This is a genomic window from Pseudomonas sp. EYE_354 (genome assembly GCF_023148575.1).
Taxonomy (GTDB): Bacteria; Pseudomonadota; Gammaproteobacteria; order Pseudomonadales; family Pseudomonadaceae; genus Aquipseudomonas.
The window spans coordinates 127,289-140,854 of the sequence record NZ_JAHXNQ010000009.1 but is presented as its reverse complement, the minus strand read 5'-3'; the positions used below and the strand labels follow the sequence as shown (position 1 = coordinate 140,854).

The window sequence follows — 13,566 nt, the reverse complement described above, 5'->3', positions numbered from 1 at the left end:
TTTTTCTGCAGGAGTCAGGTGGTGTTTCAGGCAATCAGCCGCGCTGGGTCAGGCCCATCTTGATTCGCCCTTCGGCGGGGGTCATGACCCGTGCGCCCAGGCGGCTGAGGATTTCGCTGGCGCGTTCCACCAGTTGGCCGTTGGTGGCGAGCACGCCTTTGTCCAGCCACAGGTTGTCCTCCAGACCGACCCGCACGTTGCCGCCCAGCAGCACCGCTTGCGCCGCCATCGGCATTTGCATGCGGCCAATGCCAAAACCGGCCCACACTGCGTCGGCAGGCAGATTGTCGACCATGGCTTTCATGGTGGTGGTGTCGGCCGGCGCGCCCCACGGGATGCCCAGGCACAGCTGGAACAGCGGGTTGTCGAGCAGACCTTCCTTGATCATCTGCTTGGCGAACCACAGGTGGCCGGTGTCGAAAATTTCCAGCTCGGCCTTCACGCCCAGTTCCTGGATGCGCCTGGCGCCGGCCCGCAACTGCGCCGGGGTGGACACGTAAATGGTGTCGCCATCGCCGAAGTTCAGAGTGCCGCAGTCCAGGGTGCAGATTTCCGGCAGCAGTTCTTCGACGTGGGCCAGGCGGGTCAACGGGCCGACGAGATCGGTGTTGGGGCCGAATTCCATGGGGTTCTCGCCGCCGCCGATCTCCAGGTCACCGCCCATGCCGGCGGTGAGGTTGACGATGATGTCGACGTCGGCCTCGCGGATGCGCTCCATCACTTCGCGGTACAGGGCCACGTCGCGGCTGAATTTGCCGGTGTGCGGGTCACGCACGTGGCAGTGCACCACCGTGGCCCCGGCCTTGGCCGCTTCAACGGCCGCCGCCGCGATCTGTTTGGGGGTGACCGGCACGTGCGGGCTTCTGGCGGTGGTGTCGCCAGCACCGGTGAGTGCGCAGGTGATGATGACGTCGTGGTTCATGGGACAGGTTCCTTACAGGCGTAGTGATGCCGTCCGCAGCCGCTGTCGGCTGCGAAGCGGTGAATGAACAGGGGTTATTTGGCGGTGAGTTGCAGGTTGGCGGCCGCGGGTTTGCCGTCGAAGGTAGTCACCCCTTCCAGCCAGCGTGCCTGGTCTTGCGGGTGATCCTTGAGCCACTGTTTGGCCGATTCCAGAGCGTCCTTGTGATCGAGCAGCGGTTGCATCATCCGGCTCTCGTCGGCGGCGGTGAACGTCAGGTTGGTCAGCAGTTTGTGCACGTTGGGGCACTGTTCGGCGTAGTTTGGCGCGGTGACGCTCCACACCGTGGCCATGCCTTCGTTCGGGCCCAGGGCATCGTCGCTGCCGCTGAGGTAGGTCATGGCGATGTTGACGTTCATCGGGTGCGGCGCCCAGCCGAAGAACACCACGGCTTCCTTGCGCCGCACGGCGCGATCGACGGCGGCCAGCATGCCGGCTTCGCTGGACTCCACCAGTTGGAACTTGCCCAGGCCGAACTGGTTCTTGGCGATCATCGCCTTGATTTGCGTATTGGCACCCGAGCCTGGCTCGATGCCATAGATCTTGCCGCCCAGTTCTTTTTCGAACTTGGCGATGTCGGCGAAGGTTTTCAGGCCCTTGTCCGCCAGGTAGGTGGGCACGGCGAGGGTGGCGCGGGCGTCTTCCAGGCTTGGTTTGTCGAGGACCTTGACTTGCCCTGCGTCGACGAACGGCGTGATGGTCTGGGTCATCAGCGGGTTCCAGTAGCCCAGGAACATATCCAGGCGCGCGTCGCGGATGCCGGCGAAGATGATCTGCTGGGAGGCGCTGGTTTGTTTGGTCTTGTAGCCGAGGCCGTCGAGCAACACTTGGGTCATGGCGCTGGTGGCGATGACATCGGTCCAGTTCACCACGCCCATGCGCACGTTCTGGCAGGAGGCCGCGTCGGCCGCCAGGACGTTAGTGCTCAAGATGGCGCTGGCGCTGAGTACGAGCACGCAGCGGTTGATCAGTCGGTTCATGGTGGATCCCTCGGCAGGTCGTTATTGTGGGGTCCGGCGTCTTTGTGCGCCGTGAGGCCAAGTTACGCAAGCCGGCGGGCGACAAAACGCACGGCGGCGACCCGCTCTTGCACTGGCGCGACCTGCCCCCTTGAATCCGCTTCTGAACGGGAGTATCACAGTGCCACGCTGCCCGTGCGACGAGAGCGCCACCATGTCCCAGGATTTCTACTTTTTGCTGATGCCGGGCTTCTCGGCCATCGGCTTTATTTCCGCGCTGGAGCCGCTGCGGGTGGCCAATCGCTTCCGTGGCGAACTGTATCGCTGGCACGTGCTGAGTGCCGATGGCGGGGCGGTACTGGCGAGCAATGGCATGTCGGTCAATGCCGACGCCGCGCTGGAACCCTTGAAAAAGGGCGCGACCTTACTGGTGGTGGCCGGTTTCGAACCGTTGCAGTGCGCCACTCCCGCCCTGGAACACTGGTTGCGTCGCCTCGACCATGAAGGCGTGACGCTCGGCGCCATAGACACCGGCGCCTGCGTGCTGGCGCAAGCCGGGCTGCTCGACGGCCACCGCCTGACCCTGCACTGGGAAGCCATCGACGCCTTCAAAGAGTCCTATCCTCACCTCACCGTGACCCAGGAACTGTTCGAGATCGACCGCCGCCGCATCACTTGCGCCGGTGGCACCGCGTCCATCGACCTGATGCTCGACCTGATCGCCCAGGCCCACGGCCCGGAGCTGGCGATTCAGGTGTCCGAGCAGTTCGTGCTTGGCCGCATTCGCCCGCGCAAAGACCACCAGCGCATGCAGATCGCCACACGCTACGGCATCAACAACAAGAAACTGGTGCAGGTAATCGGCGAGATGGAACAGCACACCGAACCGCCACTGAGCACGTTGGCCCTGGCCGAGGCGATCAAGGTCACCCGGCGCCAGTTGGAGCGCCTGTTTCGCCTGCACTTGAACGACACACCGAGCAACTTCTACCTCGGCCTGCGCCTGGAAAAAGCCCGGCAACTGCTCAGGCAGAGCGACCTGAGTGTGCTGGAGGTGAGTATTGCCTGCGGGTTTGAATCGCCGTCGTACTTTACCCGCAGCTATCGCGCGCGGTTTGCCAAGTGTCCGCGCGAGGATCGGCGACGGGAGGTGGTTTGACGGGCAATTATAGTTAATTATACTCACTACTATAATTTATAGTGCTTTCCATAATTGAGTATAAATCCATGTCCAAGCAGAGCGGTTTCGTATTCCGCCGGCCCATCCTGGCAAAAAGCATTGCCGACGGCCTGGTAGGGGCGGGCATCCAGGATTTTACCTCCGGCCTGTTTCTCGCGGCGCCGAGGCGTACGGGCAAAAGTACGTTTTTGCGTGAAGACCTGATCCCGGAGTGTCAGCTTCGAGGCTGGCTGAGCGTGTATGTCGACCTGTGGGCTGACAAAGAGCAGGACCCAGCCGAGTTGATCGCCAGCGCGATTGCCGCAGCGCTGGTGCCCTATGAAAAGGGCATTCGCAAGCTGGCAAAGAACATCGGGATCGATAAATTAAGCTTCCTGCGGACCCTGTCCTGGGACTTCAGCAAGCCGCAATTGCCGGTGGGCGCGACATTGACCCAGGCCTTGGAGCTGCTGCACCGCGCGGCGGAAAAACCGGTGGTCCTGGTGATTGACGAAGCGCAGCACGCCTTGACCAGCGAGGCCGGCATCAACGCGATGTTCGCCCTGAAGGCCGCCCGCGATCAGCTCAACCAAGGGCGCGACGAGGACGGCAGCGGGTTGCATCTGGTGTTCACCGGCTCCAATCGCGACAAGCTTGCCCACTTGGTCCTGGGCAAAAGCCAGCCGTTCTTCGGCTCCAGCATCACGCCATTTCCACTGTTGGGCCGCGAGTTTACCCAGGCCTACACCGCGCACCTCAATGCGCATTTGGCGCAGACCAACCAATTCAATGCGGCTGATATCGATGAGGCGTTCGAGCTGGCAGGGCGTCGCCCCGAGATGCTGCGCACCATCATTGGTGAGGTGGCGCTGGAGTTGGGGGAGGCCGGCAACCTTGGCCAACTGCTGCACAGTCGCGCCGAGTTGCTGCGTGCCGGTGTGTGGACCGAGTTCGAAAGCGCCTGGAACGCGTTGACCATCCCACAGCGCGCGGTGTTGCAGGTGATGGTGGAGCGTTCGCAACACAACGAACCGTTCGCGCCGTTCACCGACGCTACCCTCACGGCGGTCGGCAAGGCCCTGGAGGACATGGGCAGCGACGTGGTGCCGGGCACCCAGACCATTCAGGCGTGCATCGATGCGCTGCGCGACAAGGAACTGGTGTGGAAGTCGAGCCGGGGCGGGTATGCCCTGGAAGACAAGTCATTCGGGGATTGGCTGCTGCACAAGCGCTGAAGGGCGCCGCAGATCGGTGTGGTGTTGCTTATTTTTTGAGCAGTGCCGAACAGGCGGCTTTGTAAGCCTCGTGCTGGTACTTGTTCAGGGTCGCGGGCAGATCGAAGGCGTGTTTTTTGTACTGCGCATTGAGGGTCTGCGGCGACAGCAAGGTCACTTCAACGCCATCTAGAAGCTGAAACACCCCTTCAATCTTGAACGTGGTCGGGCCACCGGCGAACTCGCCTTTCTTGCTGCGCTTTTTGATGGCGATGCGGGTGATGGCGTTGGCCTGCACAAAGGCCTTCACCTGGGCGGCGAAGGCTTTGACGTTGGCCGCTTCATCGTCGTCGCCCAGGGCGATTTTCTTGGTGGCCAGGGCGACGTGCGTCAGCGCCTGGTTGTCCAGGGAGGCGACGGCGATGATGGCTTCGCTGCCTTTGATTTCGATGCCGCAGATAGTCATGAATGGCCTTGGTTCAGGTTAAAAGTGACGGGATTGTCGCTTATTCCTGACCAATCGACTCCAAAAACTCCGACCGCTCGTCACTCATCCGCGCCAGGCAATCATTTTGCGCAATCGCGTAGGCCTTGGTGCCGGTGACAGCCGGGAAGGTGTCCACCGCGCAATCGGCGTCACGCAGTTTTTCCCATTTCTGCTGGGCGTCCTTCAGACGAGCGGTAATGTCCGCCAGCTTGGTTTTGTCGTGCCCATAGGTCGAACCCATGCGTTCGAGCAACGCTTGATAGTTATCCTTGAGCAATTGCTCGGCGGTGGTTTTGTTGTAGGTGGCGCATTCCAGGGTTTGTTTGTCGTTTTCGATGCCATCGCACGGGGTGCTGTCGGTGTCTTCAGCCGCGTGGACGCCGGTTGCGATGAGTGCCAAAGCCAGGAAAATCGATTTCATTGCGCCTTCTCATATCAGGTGATGGCCGAATTCTGGCTCAAGCGTAAGACAAAGAACAGTCGCCAGTCAGACCAGTCTTAACACCCTTTGTCGCGGATTGACGCTTTCGGCAATTCCCCTGTCGTTTTTGCACCCGGCTCTGTCGGCCCCTGGGCATATGCTGGCCCCAAAGCGCCGGCAGACGATTCGGCGCATGAATCGCCAATAAGGGGACGCCTGATGAGCCCAGCCGAGTTGCACGCCGACAGCATCGTTATCGACGGGCTGATTATTGCCAAGTGGAATCGCGAGCTGTTCGAGGACATGCGCAAAGGTGGCCTGACCGCCGCCAACTGCACCGTGTCGGTGTGGGAAGGGTTCCAGGCCACGATCAATAACATCGTTGCCAGCCAGACCTTGATCCGTGAAAACAGCGACCTGGTGATCCCGGTCAAAACCACCGCCGACATCCATCGCGCCAAGGCGCAGGGCAAGACCGGCATCATCTTCGGCTTCCAGAACGCCCATGCCTTCGAAGACCAGCTCGGCTACGTCGAGATCTTCAAGCAGCTCGGCGTCGGTGTGGTGCAGATGTGCTACAACACCCAGAACCTGGTCGGCACTGGCTGCTATGAGCGTGACGGCGGCCTGTCGGGCTTTGGCCGCGAGATCGTCGGCGAGATGAACCGCGTCGGCATCATGTGCGACCTGTCCCACGTCGGCTCCAAGACCAGCGAAGAAGTCATCCTCGAATCGAAAAAGCCGGTGTGCTACTCCCATTGCCTGCCGTCCGGGCTTAAAGAGCACCCGCGCAACAAGTCCGATGAAGAACTCAAGTTCATTGCCGACCATGGCGGGTTTGTCGGTGTGACCATGTTCGCGCCGTTCCTGGCCAAGGGCATTGACTCGACTATCGACGACTACGCCGAAGCCATCGAATACACCATGAACATCGTCGGCGAAGACGCCATTGGTATCGGCACCGACTTCACTCAGGGTCATGGCCAGGATTTCTTCGAAATGCTGACCCATGACAAGGGCTATGCCCGCCGTCTGACCAGCTTCGGCAAGATCATCAACCCGCTGGGCATCCGCACCGTGGGCGAGTTCCCCAACCTCACCGAGACCCTGCTCAAGCGCGGCCACAGCGAACGCGTGGTGCGCAAGATCATGGGCGAGAACTGGGTCAACGTCCTCAAAGACGTCTGGGGCGAATAAGCCGGCGCAACCGCATCTTTTCCCCCGGCCGTCCGTGCCGGGGCATACCTGAGAATTTTCTGGAGTTAAGTTTCCATGGCCAAGATCGCCCCGCAATTGCCAATCGAAGTCGACAGCGAAACCGGTGTCTGGACCTCCGACGCCCTGCCGATGCTGTACGTGCCGCGCCATTTCTTCGTCAACAACCACATGGGTATCGAAGAAGTACTGGGCGCCGACGCCTATGCCGAGATCCTCTACAAGGCCGGCTACAAGTCCGCCTGGCACTGGTGTGAAAAAGAAGCCGAGTGCCACGGCCTGGAAGGCGTCGCGGTGTTCGAACACTACATGAAGCGCCTGTCGCAACGCGGCTGGGGCCTGTTCAAGATCCAGGACATCGACCTCGACAAAGGCACCGCCAGCGTCACGCTTGAGCACTCGGCATTCGTCTATGTGTACGGCAAGGTCGGGCGCAAGGTCGACTACATGTTCACCGGCTGGTTTGCCGGTGCCATGGACCAGATCCTGGAAGCCCGTGGCAGCAAGATCCGCACCGTCGCCGAACAAGTCTACGGAGGCTCCGAAGAGGGCTTTGATTCTGGTTTGTTCACCGTCAAGCCGTTGTAAGCCGAGGACCGTGCCATGGCTTTCGAAGCAATGTTCCAGCCGATTCAGATCGGCAAACTGACTATCCGCAACCGCGTACTCAGTACTGCCCACGCCGAGGTGTATGCCACCGACGGCGGCATGACCACTGACCGCTATGTGAAGTACTACGAAGAGAAAGCCAAGGGCGGCATTGGCCTGGCGATCTGCGGCGGCTCCTCGGTGGTGGCCATCGACAGCCCGCAGGAATGGTGGAGTTCGGTGAACCTGTCCACCGACCGCATCATCCCGCACTTCCAGAACCTGGCCGACGCCATGCACAAGCATGGCGCCAAGATCATGATCCAGATTACCCACATGGGCCGCCGCTCGCGTTGGGACGGCTTCAACTGGCCGACCCTGATGTCGCCCTCCGGCGTGCGTGAGCCGGTGCACCGTGCCACGTGCAAGACCATTGAGCCTGAAGAGATCTGGCGCGTGATCGGCAACTACGCCCAGGCTGCGCGCCGGGCCAAGGCCGGTGGCCTGGACGGCGTGGAACTGTCGGCGGTGCACCAGCACATGATCGACCAGTTCTGGAGCCCGCGGGTCAACAAGCGTACTGACGAATGGGGCGGCAGCTTCGAGGGCCGCATGAAGTTCGGCCTGGAAGTGCTCAAGGCCGTGCGCGCCGAAGTGGGTGATGACTTCTGCGTGGGCATGCGCCTGTGCGGTGACGAGTTCCACCCGGACGGCCTGTCCCACGAGGACATGAAGCAGATCGCCAAGTACTACGACGACACCGGCATGCTCGACTTCATCGGCGTGGTGGGTTCAGGCTGCGACACGCACAACACCCTGGCCAACGTGATCCCGAACATGAGCTACCCGCCGGAGCCGTTCCTGCACCTGGCGGCCGGTATCAAGGAAGTGGTCAAGGTCCCGGTGCTGCACGCGCAGAACATCAAGGACCCGAACCAGGCCACGCGTATTCTGGAAGGCGGCTATGTGGACATGGTCGGCATGACCCGTGCCCACATCGCTGACCCGCACCTGATCGCCAAGATCAAGATGGGCCAGATCGACCAGATCAAGCAATGCGTCGGCGCCAACTACTGCATCGACCGTCAGTACCAGGGCCTGGATGTGCTGTGCATCCAGAACGCGGCCACCTCCCGTGAATACATGGGCGTGCCGCACATCATCGAAAAATCCACCGGGCCCAAACGCAAAGTCGTGGTGGTCGGTGCCGGCCCTGCGGGGATGGAAGCCGCGCGCGTGGCGGCCGAACGCGGCCACGACGTGACCCTGCTGGAGAAAAAAGAATTTATCGGCGGGCAAATCACCACCGCGTCCAAAGCGCCGCAGCGCGACCAGATCGCCGGCATCACCCGCTGGTTCCAACTGGAGCTGGCGCGGTTGAAAGTCGACCTGCGCCTGGGCGTGGCGGCCGATGCCGAAACCATCCTGGACCTGCGTCCTGACGTGGTCGTGCTGGCGGTCGGCGGGCATCCGTTTATCGAGCAGAACGAACACTGGGGCGCCGCTGAAGGCCTGGTGGTCAGCAGTTGGGATGTGCTCGACGGCAAAGTCGCGCCGGGCAAGAACGTGCTGGTCTACGACACCATCTGCGAATTCACCGGCATGTCGGTGGCCGACTTCCTGGCCGACAAAGGCTGCCAGGTGGAAATCGTCACCGATGACATCAAGCCGGGCGTTGCGATCGGCGGTACGTCGTTCCCGACGTACTACCGCAGCATGTACCCCAAAGAAGTGATCATGACCGGCGACATGATGCTGGAGAAGGTCTACCGCGAGGGCGACAAGCTGGTGGCGGTGCTGGAGAACGAATACACCGGCGCCAAGGAAGAGCGTGTGGTGGACCAGGTGGTGGTCGAGAACGGTGTGCGTCCGGACGAGGCCATTTACTACGGGCTCAAGGAAGGTTCGCGCAACAAGGGCCAGATCGACGTCGAAGCGCTGTTCGCGATCAAGCCGCAGCCGTGCTTGAGCGAAGCGGGCGAGGGCTACTTGCTGTTCCGCATCGGTGACTGTGTGGCGCAGCGTAATACCCACGCTGCCATCTATGACGCCCTGCGCCTTTGCAAGGATTTTTAAGAACAGTCGCGAGCGACAAGCTTCAAGCAGCAAGAAAGAGCAATGGGTGACCGGCTTTGACTTGCCGCTTGTAGCTTAAAACTTGCCGCTTGAGGTCGCCTCAATGTTGAACACCTTGCTGCCTATTCTCTTGTTTGCCGCCTTGGGGCTCGCTGTCCTCGGCGCGCTGCGTCGCGTCAACATGTGGCGCCGTGGCCGCGCGTCCAAAGTCGATCTGCTGGGCGGCCTGCTGGCCATGCCCAAGCGCTACATGGTCGATTTGCACCACGTGGTCGCCCGCGACAAATACATTGCCAACACCCACGTCGCCACGGCGCTGGGCTTTGTGCTGTCTGCATTGCTGGCGATTCTGGTGCACGGCTTCGGCCTGCAGAACCGGATCCTCGGCTATGCCTTGCTGCTGGCGTCGGTGCTGATGTTTGTCGGTGCCACCTTTGTCTACCTGCGTCGGCGCAACCCTCCTTCGCGCCTGTCCAAGGGCCCCTGGATGCGCCTGCCGAAAAGCCTGATGGCGTTCTCGGTGAGTTTCTTCCTGGTGACGTTGCCGGTGGCCGGGCTTCTGCCGGCGGACTTCGGCGGCTGGCTGCTGGCCGCGCTGTTGAGCGTAGGCGTGCTGTGGGGCGTGTCCGAAATGTTCTTCGGCATGACCTGGGGCGGCCCGATGAAACACGCCTTCGCCGGTGCCCTGCACCTGGCCTGGCACCGCCGCGCCGAACGCTTCGGCGGTGGCCGTTCCACCGGCTTGAAGCCGCTGGACCTGACCGACAAAAGCGCGCCCCTGGGCGTGGAAAAACCCAAGGATTTCACCTGGAACCAACTGCTCGGCTTCGACGCCTGCGTGCAGTGCGGCAAGTGCGAAGCGGCGTGCCCTGCGTTTGCTGCCGGGCAGCCGTTGAACCCGAAAAAACTGATTCAGGACATGGTCGTCGGCCTGGCGGGCGGCACCGATGCCAAGTTCGCCGGTAGTCCTTACCCTGGCAAAGCCATTGGCGAACACGGCGGCAACCCGCACCAGCCTATCGTTAACGGCCTGGTGGACGCGGAGACCCTGTGGTCGTGCACCACCTGCCGCGCCTGTGTGGAAGAGTGCCCGATGATGATCGAGCACGTGGACGCCATCGTCGACATGCGCCGCCACCTCACCCTGGAAAAAGGTGCCACGCCGAACAAGGGCGCCGAAGTCCTCGAAAACCTGATCGCCACCGACAACCCGGGTGGTTTCGCACCGGGCGGTCGCCTCAACTGGGCGGCGGACCTGAACTTGCCGTTGCTCAGCGACACAGGCAGTACCGACGTGCTTTTTTGGGTTGGCGACGGCGCGTTCGACATGCGCAACCAGCGCACCCTGCGCGCGTTCGTCAAAGTGCTGAAGGCGGCCAAGGTCGACTTCGCCGTACTCGGTCTCGAAGAGCGCGACAGCGGCGACGTGGCGCGGCGCCTGGGCGATGAAGCGACGTTCCAGCTGCTGGCCACGCGCAATATCCAGACCCTGGCCAAGTACAGCTTCAAACGCATCGTCACCTGCGATCCGCACAGTTTCCATGTGTTGAAAAACGAGTACGGCGCCTTCAACGGCAACTACCGTGTGCAGCACCACAGCACCTTCATGGCCGAGCTGATTGGCGACGGCGCCCTGAACCTGGGCCAGCACAAAGGCAACAGCGTGACCTATCACGACCCGTGCTACCTGGGCCGCTACAACGGCGAGTACGAAGCGCCGCGCCAGGTGCTGCGCGCGCTGGGCATCGAGGTCAAGGAGATGCAACGCTCGGGCTTCCGTTCGCGCTGCTGCGGCGGCGGCGGCGGTGCGCCGATCACCGACATCCCCGGCAAACAGCGGATCCCGGACATGCGCATGGATGACATTCGCGAAACCGGCGCCGAGCTGGTGGCCGTGGGCTGCCCGCAATGCACCGCGATGCTTGAAGGTGTGGTCGAGCCCCGGCCGTTGATCAAGGACATTGCCGAGTTGGTGGCCGACGCATTGCTCGAAGAGGCCGCGCCGGTCAAAACCCCGATCACACGCCCTGCCCAACAAACGCCTGCGGAGGTGCACTGATGAGCGACATTATCCGCCGCGACCCCCGTGCCGAATGGATCGCCCGTAACCGCCTGCACCCACTGCACGCGGCCATGCAAGCGGTGCAACACAGCTGGATGGGGCCTCACGGCGTTGTCCGCAAAAACGTCCATGGCGTCGGTTTTATCGGCCCCAACGGTATCAAGCGTATCGACCGCAGCGGCGCCCAGCAGGGCGGCGCGGCCAAGCGCAGCGCGGCGGTGCAGGTGCAGTTGCCGCTGCATCAGGTGCCGGCGCCGGCGTTCTATATCAACGTGGTGCCCGACATGGTCGGCGGCCGCTTGAGTAGTCACGACCGTGACCTGCTCGGCCTGGCGCGGCAGCTGGCCGGCGCCGACGGTGCGGTGCTGGCGGTGGTGTTCGGCGAACACAAAGAGAGCGCGTTTGCCACCGCCGGTGTCGACCGCTTGCTGGTGCTGGATGGCGCCGAGTTCGAGGGTTATTCACCAGAGCAACGTGTGCATGGCCTGCGGGCTGTGGATAACCAATTCAACCCGCGCCACTGGTTGCTGCCTGACAGCCGCAGTGGCGGTGGTGAGCTGGGTCGGCGTTTTGCCGCCAGCCTCAAGGAGCGTCCGGCCACGCGGGTGTGGCAGATCAAGGGCGATGAATGCATCGGCCGCGCCGGTGCGGGTCAGGAAGATTTGGCGCGGCCGTTGCCGCGCCTGATCCTCGCCGCGGTGGAATGTGCCGAACCGGTCAGCGACACGCGCCATGAAGTCTTGCCCGTGGAGTTATCCACAGGCCTGGCGCGCAGCCTGCCGCGTATCGAAGACCTCGGCGCGGTGGCGGTGGACCCGGCAGCGATTCCGATGGCCGAGGCGGAGTTTATTTTCTCCGGCGGCAACGGCGTGAAGGATTGGGCGCTGTTCCACCAGACCGCCGCCGCACTGGGCGCCACCGAAGGCGCGTCGCGGGTGGCGGTGGACGATGGTTTTATGGCGCGTGATCGCCAGGTCGGTGCCAGCGGCACCTGGGTGACCGCACGGGTGTATGTGGCCGTGGGGATTTCCGGGGCGATCCAGCACCTGCAAGGCATCGGTGCCTGCGACAAGGTGGTGGCGATCAACCTGGATCCGGGTTGCGACATGATCAAGCGTGCCGACCTGTCGGTGATCGGCGAAAGCGCCGCGATACTGCAAGCCTTGATCGATGCGATCGAGGCCTACCGCAACGGCGCCAAGCGCGATGCGGCTTAAGCAAAGGATATGGCCATGACGACCAATGTAATCAGCCTCGTGTCCATCGGCGCCCACCCCACCTCCGGTCGCCCACGGCGCGCCGAGCAAGATGCGCGCGCGGTGGAACTGGGCCTGCAAATGGCTGGGGATAAGTTGCAGGTGCTGCACGCCGGCAACATCGCCGAGCCCACGTTGCGCAGCTACCTGGGCATGGGGCTGCCGCAACTGCATGTACTCGAACAACCGACCGGCGCCGATGCGCTGCCGGTGCTCAGTGACTACCTGCGCGACGCCGGTGCCCATGTGGTGCTCACCGGCAGTCAGGCGGAAACCGGCGAAGGTTCGGGCATGCTGCCGTTCCTGCTGGCCGAGCAACTGGGTTGGCCGCTGATTGTGGGCCTGGCCCAGGTGGAATCCATCGAGGCGGGCGTGGCCCATGTGCTGCAAGCCTTGCCGCGCGGTCAGCGGCGGCGCCTGAAGGTGCGTCTGCCGTTCGTGGCCACGGTGGATAACGCGGCGCCCAAGCCTCGGCAAAGCGCCTACGGCCCGGCGCAACGCGGTGAACTGGCGGCCCATGAAGTTGAAGTTGAACAAGACGAGTTATTCACAGCTGCGGTGCTGCAACCGGCCAAGCCCCGACCCAAGCGCCTCAAGGTGATCAAGGCCAAGAGCGGCGCCGACCGCATGAAAGCGGCCACGGCCAAAGCCAGTGGCGGCGGCGGGCAAGTGCTCAAGGGCCTCAGCCCGCAAGCGGGTGCCGAGGCGATTCTCAAGCTGCTGGTGGAAGAGGGAGTGGTGCGCTGATTTATCGTCGCCGGCCCCGCTGAGCCGAACGCCTGGAGGGGGCGGTGATGGCGGGGCTTGTTGAGGTGTAGCCGCTCACCGCAACGACCAGATCTCCTCCCCCAAAACCATTTTCAGTAAACAGGCTTCCCTCGAGGGCGCAGCCACAGGCTTACCCACAATCCCTGTTGACCCGTCTGTGGATAACCTGTTCGCGGTTGTCCACAACCCTTGCAGCTAAAGCCCTGCAGCCCTCTGTACGAAAAACAACCAAGCTAAATAACGGTTTTTGCTCGGGTTTTTCCGTTTATCCAGCCCGTCGGCCGCACCGACTTGCCCCCAAAGTCTGTTGGCGCTTCTGTGGATAAGATGTTTGCTGTCGCTTGCAGGCCTTATAAATAAAGGCGCTCAGAGTGTTGGTTAAAGTTTGATCAAATGCCTG

General features: G+C 62.5%; 12 protein-coding genes. 8 read left to right on the top strand and 4 right to left on the bottom strand.

Annotated features, from left to right (window positions below; all coding sequences use genetic code 11):
* Positions 1 to 34: 34 nt before the first annotated feature.
* Positions 35 to 922 (bottom strand): 3-keto-5-aminohexanoate cleavage protein, encoded by an 888-nt coding sequence (locus KZX66_RS14565; protein WP_248080411.1) that lies wholly within the window; start codon positions 920 to 922, stop codon positions 35 to 37.
* Positions 923 to 996: 74 nt separating this feature from the next.
* A complete protein-coding gene (locus tag KZX66_RS14560) occupies positions 997 to 1,941 on the bottom strand; it encodes a choline ABC transporter substrate-binding protein (RefSeq protein WP_248080408.1) in 945 nt (314 codons plus the stop codon).
* Positions 1,942 to 2,134: 193 nt separating this feature from the next.
* Between KZX66_RS14560 and KZX66_RS14555 the strand changes: the two genes are divergently transcribed.
* Together KZX66_RS14555 and KZX66_RS14550 are read left to right on the top strand one after the other, a co-directional pair.
* Entirely contained in the window at positions 2,135 to 3,079 is a 945-nt protein-coding gene (locus KZX66_RS14555; protein WP_248080406.1) for a GlxA family transcriptional regulator, read from the top strand.
* Positions 3,080 to 3,147: 68 nt separating this feature from the next.
* Complete coding sequence (locus KZX66_RS14550) at positions 3,148 to 4,314, top strand: AAA family ATPase (protein ID WP_248080404.1); 1,167 nt, start codon at positions 3,148 to 3,150, stop codon at positions 4,312 to 4,314.
* A gap of 28 nt (positions 4,315 to 4,342) precedes the next feature.
* Here the strand turns inward: KZX66_RS14550 and KZX66_RS14545 are convergent, their stop codons facing one another.
* Together KZX66_RS14545 and KZX66_RS14540 are read right to left on the bottom strand one after the other, a co-directional pair.
* Positions 4,343 to 4,759, bottom strand: coding sequence for a DUF3010 family protein (locus tag KZX66_RS14545; protein WP_248080403.1), 417 nt, complete (start codon positions 4,757 to 4,759; stop codon positions 4,343 to 4,345).
* 40 nt (positions 4,760 to 4,799) lie between these two features.
* On the bottom strand, positions 4,800 to 5,201 hold the full coding sequence (locus tag KZX66_RS14540; RefSeq protein WP_248080402.1) for a lysozyme inhibitor LprI family protein: 402 nt from the start codon (positions 5,199 to 5,201) through the stop codon (positions 4,800 to 4,802).
* Between the two features lie 219 nt (positions 5,202 to 5,420).
* Here KZX66_RS14540 and KZX66_RS14535 point away from each other — a divergent pair, with 219 nt between their 5' ends.
* The 6 genes from KZX66_RS14535 to KZX66_RS14510 all read left to right on the top strand — a co-directional run bounded on the left by KZX66_RS14535 (position 5,421) and on the right by KZX66_RS14510 (position 13,145).
* On the top strand, positions 5,421 to 6,398 hold the full coding sequence (locus KZX66_RS14535; protein ID WP_248080401.1) for a dipeptidase: 978 nt from the start codon (positions 5,421 to 5,423) through the stop codon (positions 6,396 to 6,398).
* Between the two features lie 75 nt (positions 6,399 to 6,473).
* Positions 6,474 to 7,004: a DUF5943 domain-containing protein gene (locus KZX66_RS14530; protein ID WP_017531060.1), complete on the top strand. Its 531-nt coding sequence runs from the start codon at positions 6,474 to 6,476 to the stop codon at positions 7,002 to 7,004.
* Positions 7,005 to 7,019: 15 nt separating this feature from the next.
* Positions 7,020 to 9,080, top strand: coding sequence for an NADH:flavin oxidoreductase (gene dgcA, locus KZX66_RS14525; protein ID WP_248080400.1), 2,061 nt, complete (start codon positions 7,020 to 7,022; stop codon positions 9,078 to 9,080).
* A gap of 103 nt (positions 9,081 to 9,183) precedes the next feature.
* On the top strand, positions 9,184 to 11,139 hold the full coding sequence (gene dgcB, locus KZX66_RS14520) for a (Fe-S)-binding protein (RefSeq protein ID WP_248080399.1): 1,956 nt from the start codon (positions 9,184 to 9,186) through the stop codon (positions 11,137 to 11,139).
* Positions 11,139 to 12,359 (top strand): electron transfer flavoprotein subunit alpha/FixB family protein, encoded by a 1,221-nt coding sequence (locus KZX66_RS14515; RefSeq protein ID WP_248080398.1) that lies wholly within the window; start codon positions 11,139 to 11,141, stop codon positions 12,357 to 12,359. The genes dgcB and KZX66_RS14515 overlap by 1 nt, the downstream gene beginning before the upstream one ends.
* 15 nt (positions 12,360 to 12,374) lie before the next feature.
* Positions 12,375 to 13,145 carry an electron transfer flavoprotein subunit beta gene (locus KZX66_RS14510; RefSeq protein WP_248080397.1) on the top strand — a complete coding sequence of 257 codons (771 nt, stop codon included), beginning with the start codon at positions 12,375 to 12,377 and terminating at the stop codon, positions 13,143 to 13,145.
* Positions 13,146 to 13,566: the final 421 nt, after the last annotated feature.

What these genes read in the sequence shown, in the direction of transcription:
- KZX66_RS14515 (WP_248080398.1), top strand. Translation starts at nt 11,139, where the DNA reads ATGAGCGACATTATCCGCCGCGACCCCCGTGCCGAATGGATCGCCCGT.
- KZX66_RS14535 (WP_248080401.1), top strand. Translation starts at nt 5,421, where the DNA reads ATGAGCCCAGCCGAGTTGCACGCCGACAGCATCGTTATCGACGGGCTG.
- KZX66_RS14510 (WP_248080397.1), top strand. Translation starts at nt 12,375, where the DNA reads ATGACGACCAATGTAATCAGCCTCGTGTCCATCGGCGCCCACCCCACC.
- dgcA (WP_248080400.1), top strand. Translation starts at nt 7,020, where the DNA reads ATGGCTTTCGAAGCAATGTTCCAGCCGATTCAGATCGGCAAACTGACT.
- KZX66_RS14560 (WP_248080408.1), bottom strand. Translation starts at nt 1,941, where the DNA reads ATGAACCGACTGATCAACCGCTGCGTGCTCGTACTCAGCGCCAGCGCC.
- KZX66_RS14545 (WP_248080403.1), bottom strand. Translation starts at nt 4,759, where the DNA reads ATGACTATCTGCGGCATCGAAATCAAAGGCAGCGAAGCCATCATCGCC.
- KZX66_RS14550 (WP_248080404.1), top strand. Translation starts at nt 3,148, where the DNA reads ATGTCCAAGCAGAGCGGTTTCGTATTCCGCCGGCCCATCCTGGCAAAA.
- KZX66_RS14555 (WP_248080406.1), top strand. Translation starts at nt 2,135, where the DNA reads ATGTCCCAGGATTTCTACTTTTTGCTGATGCCGGGCTTCTCGGCCATC.
- KZX66_RS14565 (WP_248080411.1), bottom strand. Translation starts at nt 922, where the DNA reads ATGAACCACGACGTCATCATCACCTGCGCACTCACCGGTGCTGGCGAC.
- dgcB (WP_248080399.1), top strand. Translation starts at nt 9,184, where the DNA reads ATGTTGAACACCTTGCTGCCTATTCTCTTGTTTGCCGCCTTGGGGCTC.
- KZX66_RS14540 (WP_248080402.1), bottom strand. Translation starts at nt 5,201, where the DNA reads ATGAAATCGATTTTCCTGGCTTTGGCACTCATCGCAACCGGCGTCCAC.
- KZX66_RS14530 (WP_017531060.1), top strand. Translation starts at nt 6,474, where the DNA reads ATGGCCAAGATCGCCCCGCAATTGCCAATCGAAGTCGACAGCGAAACC.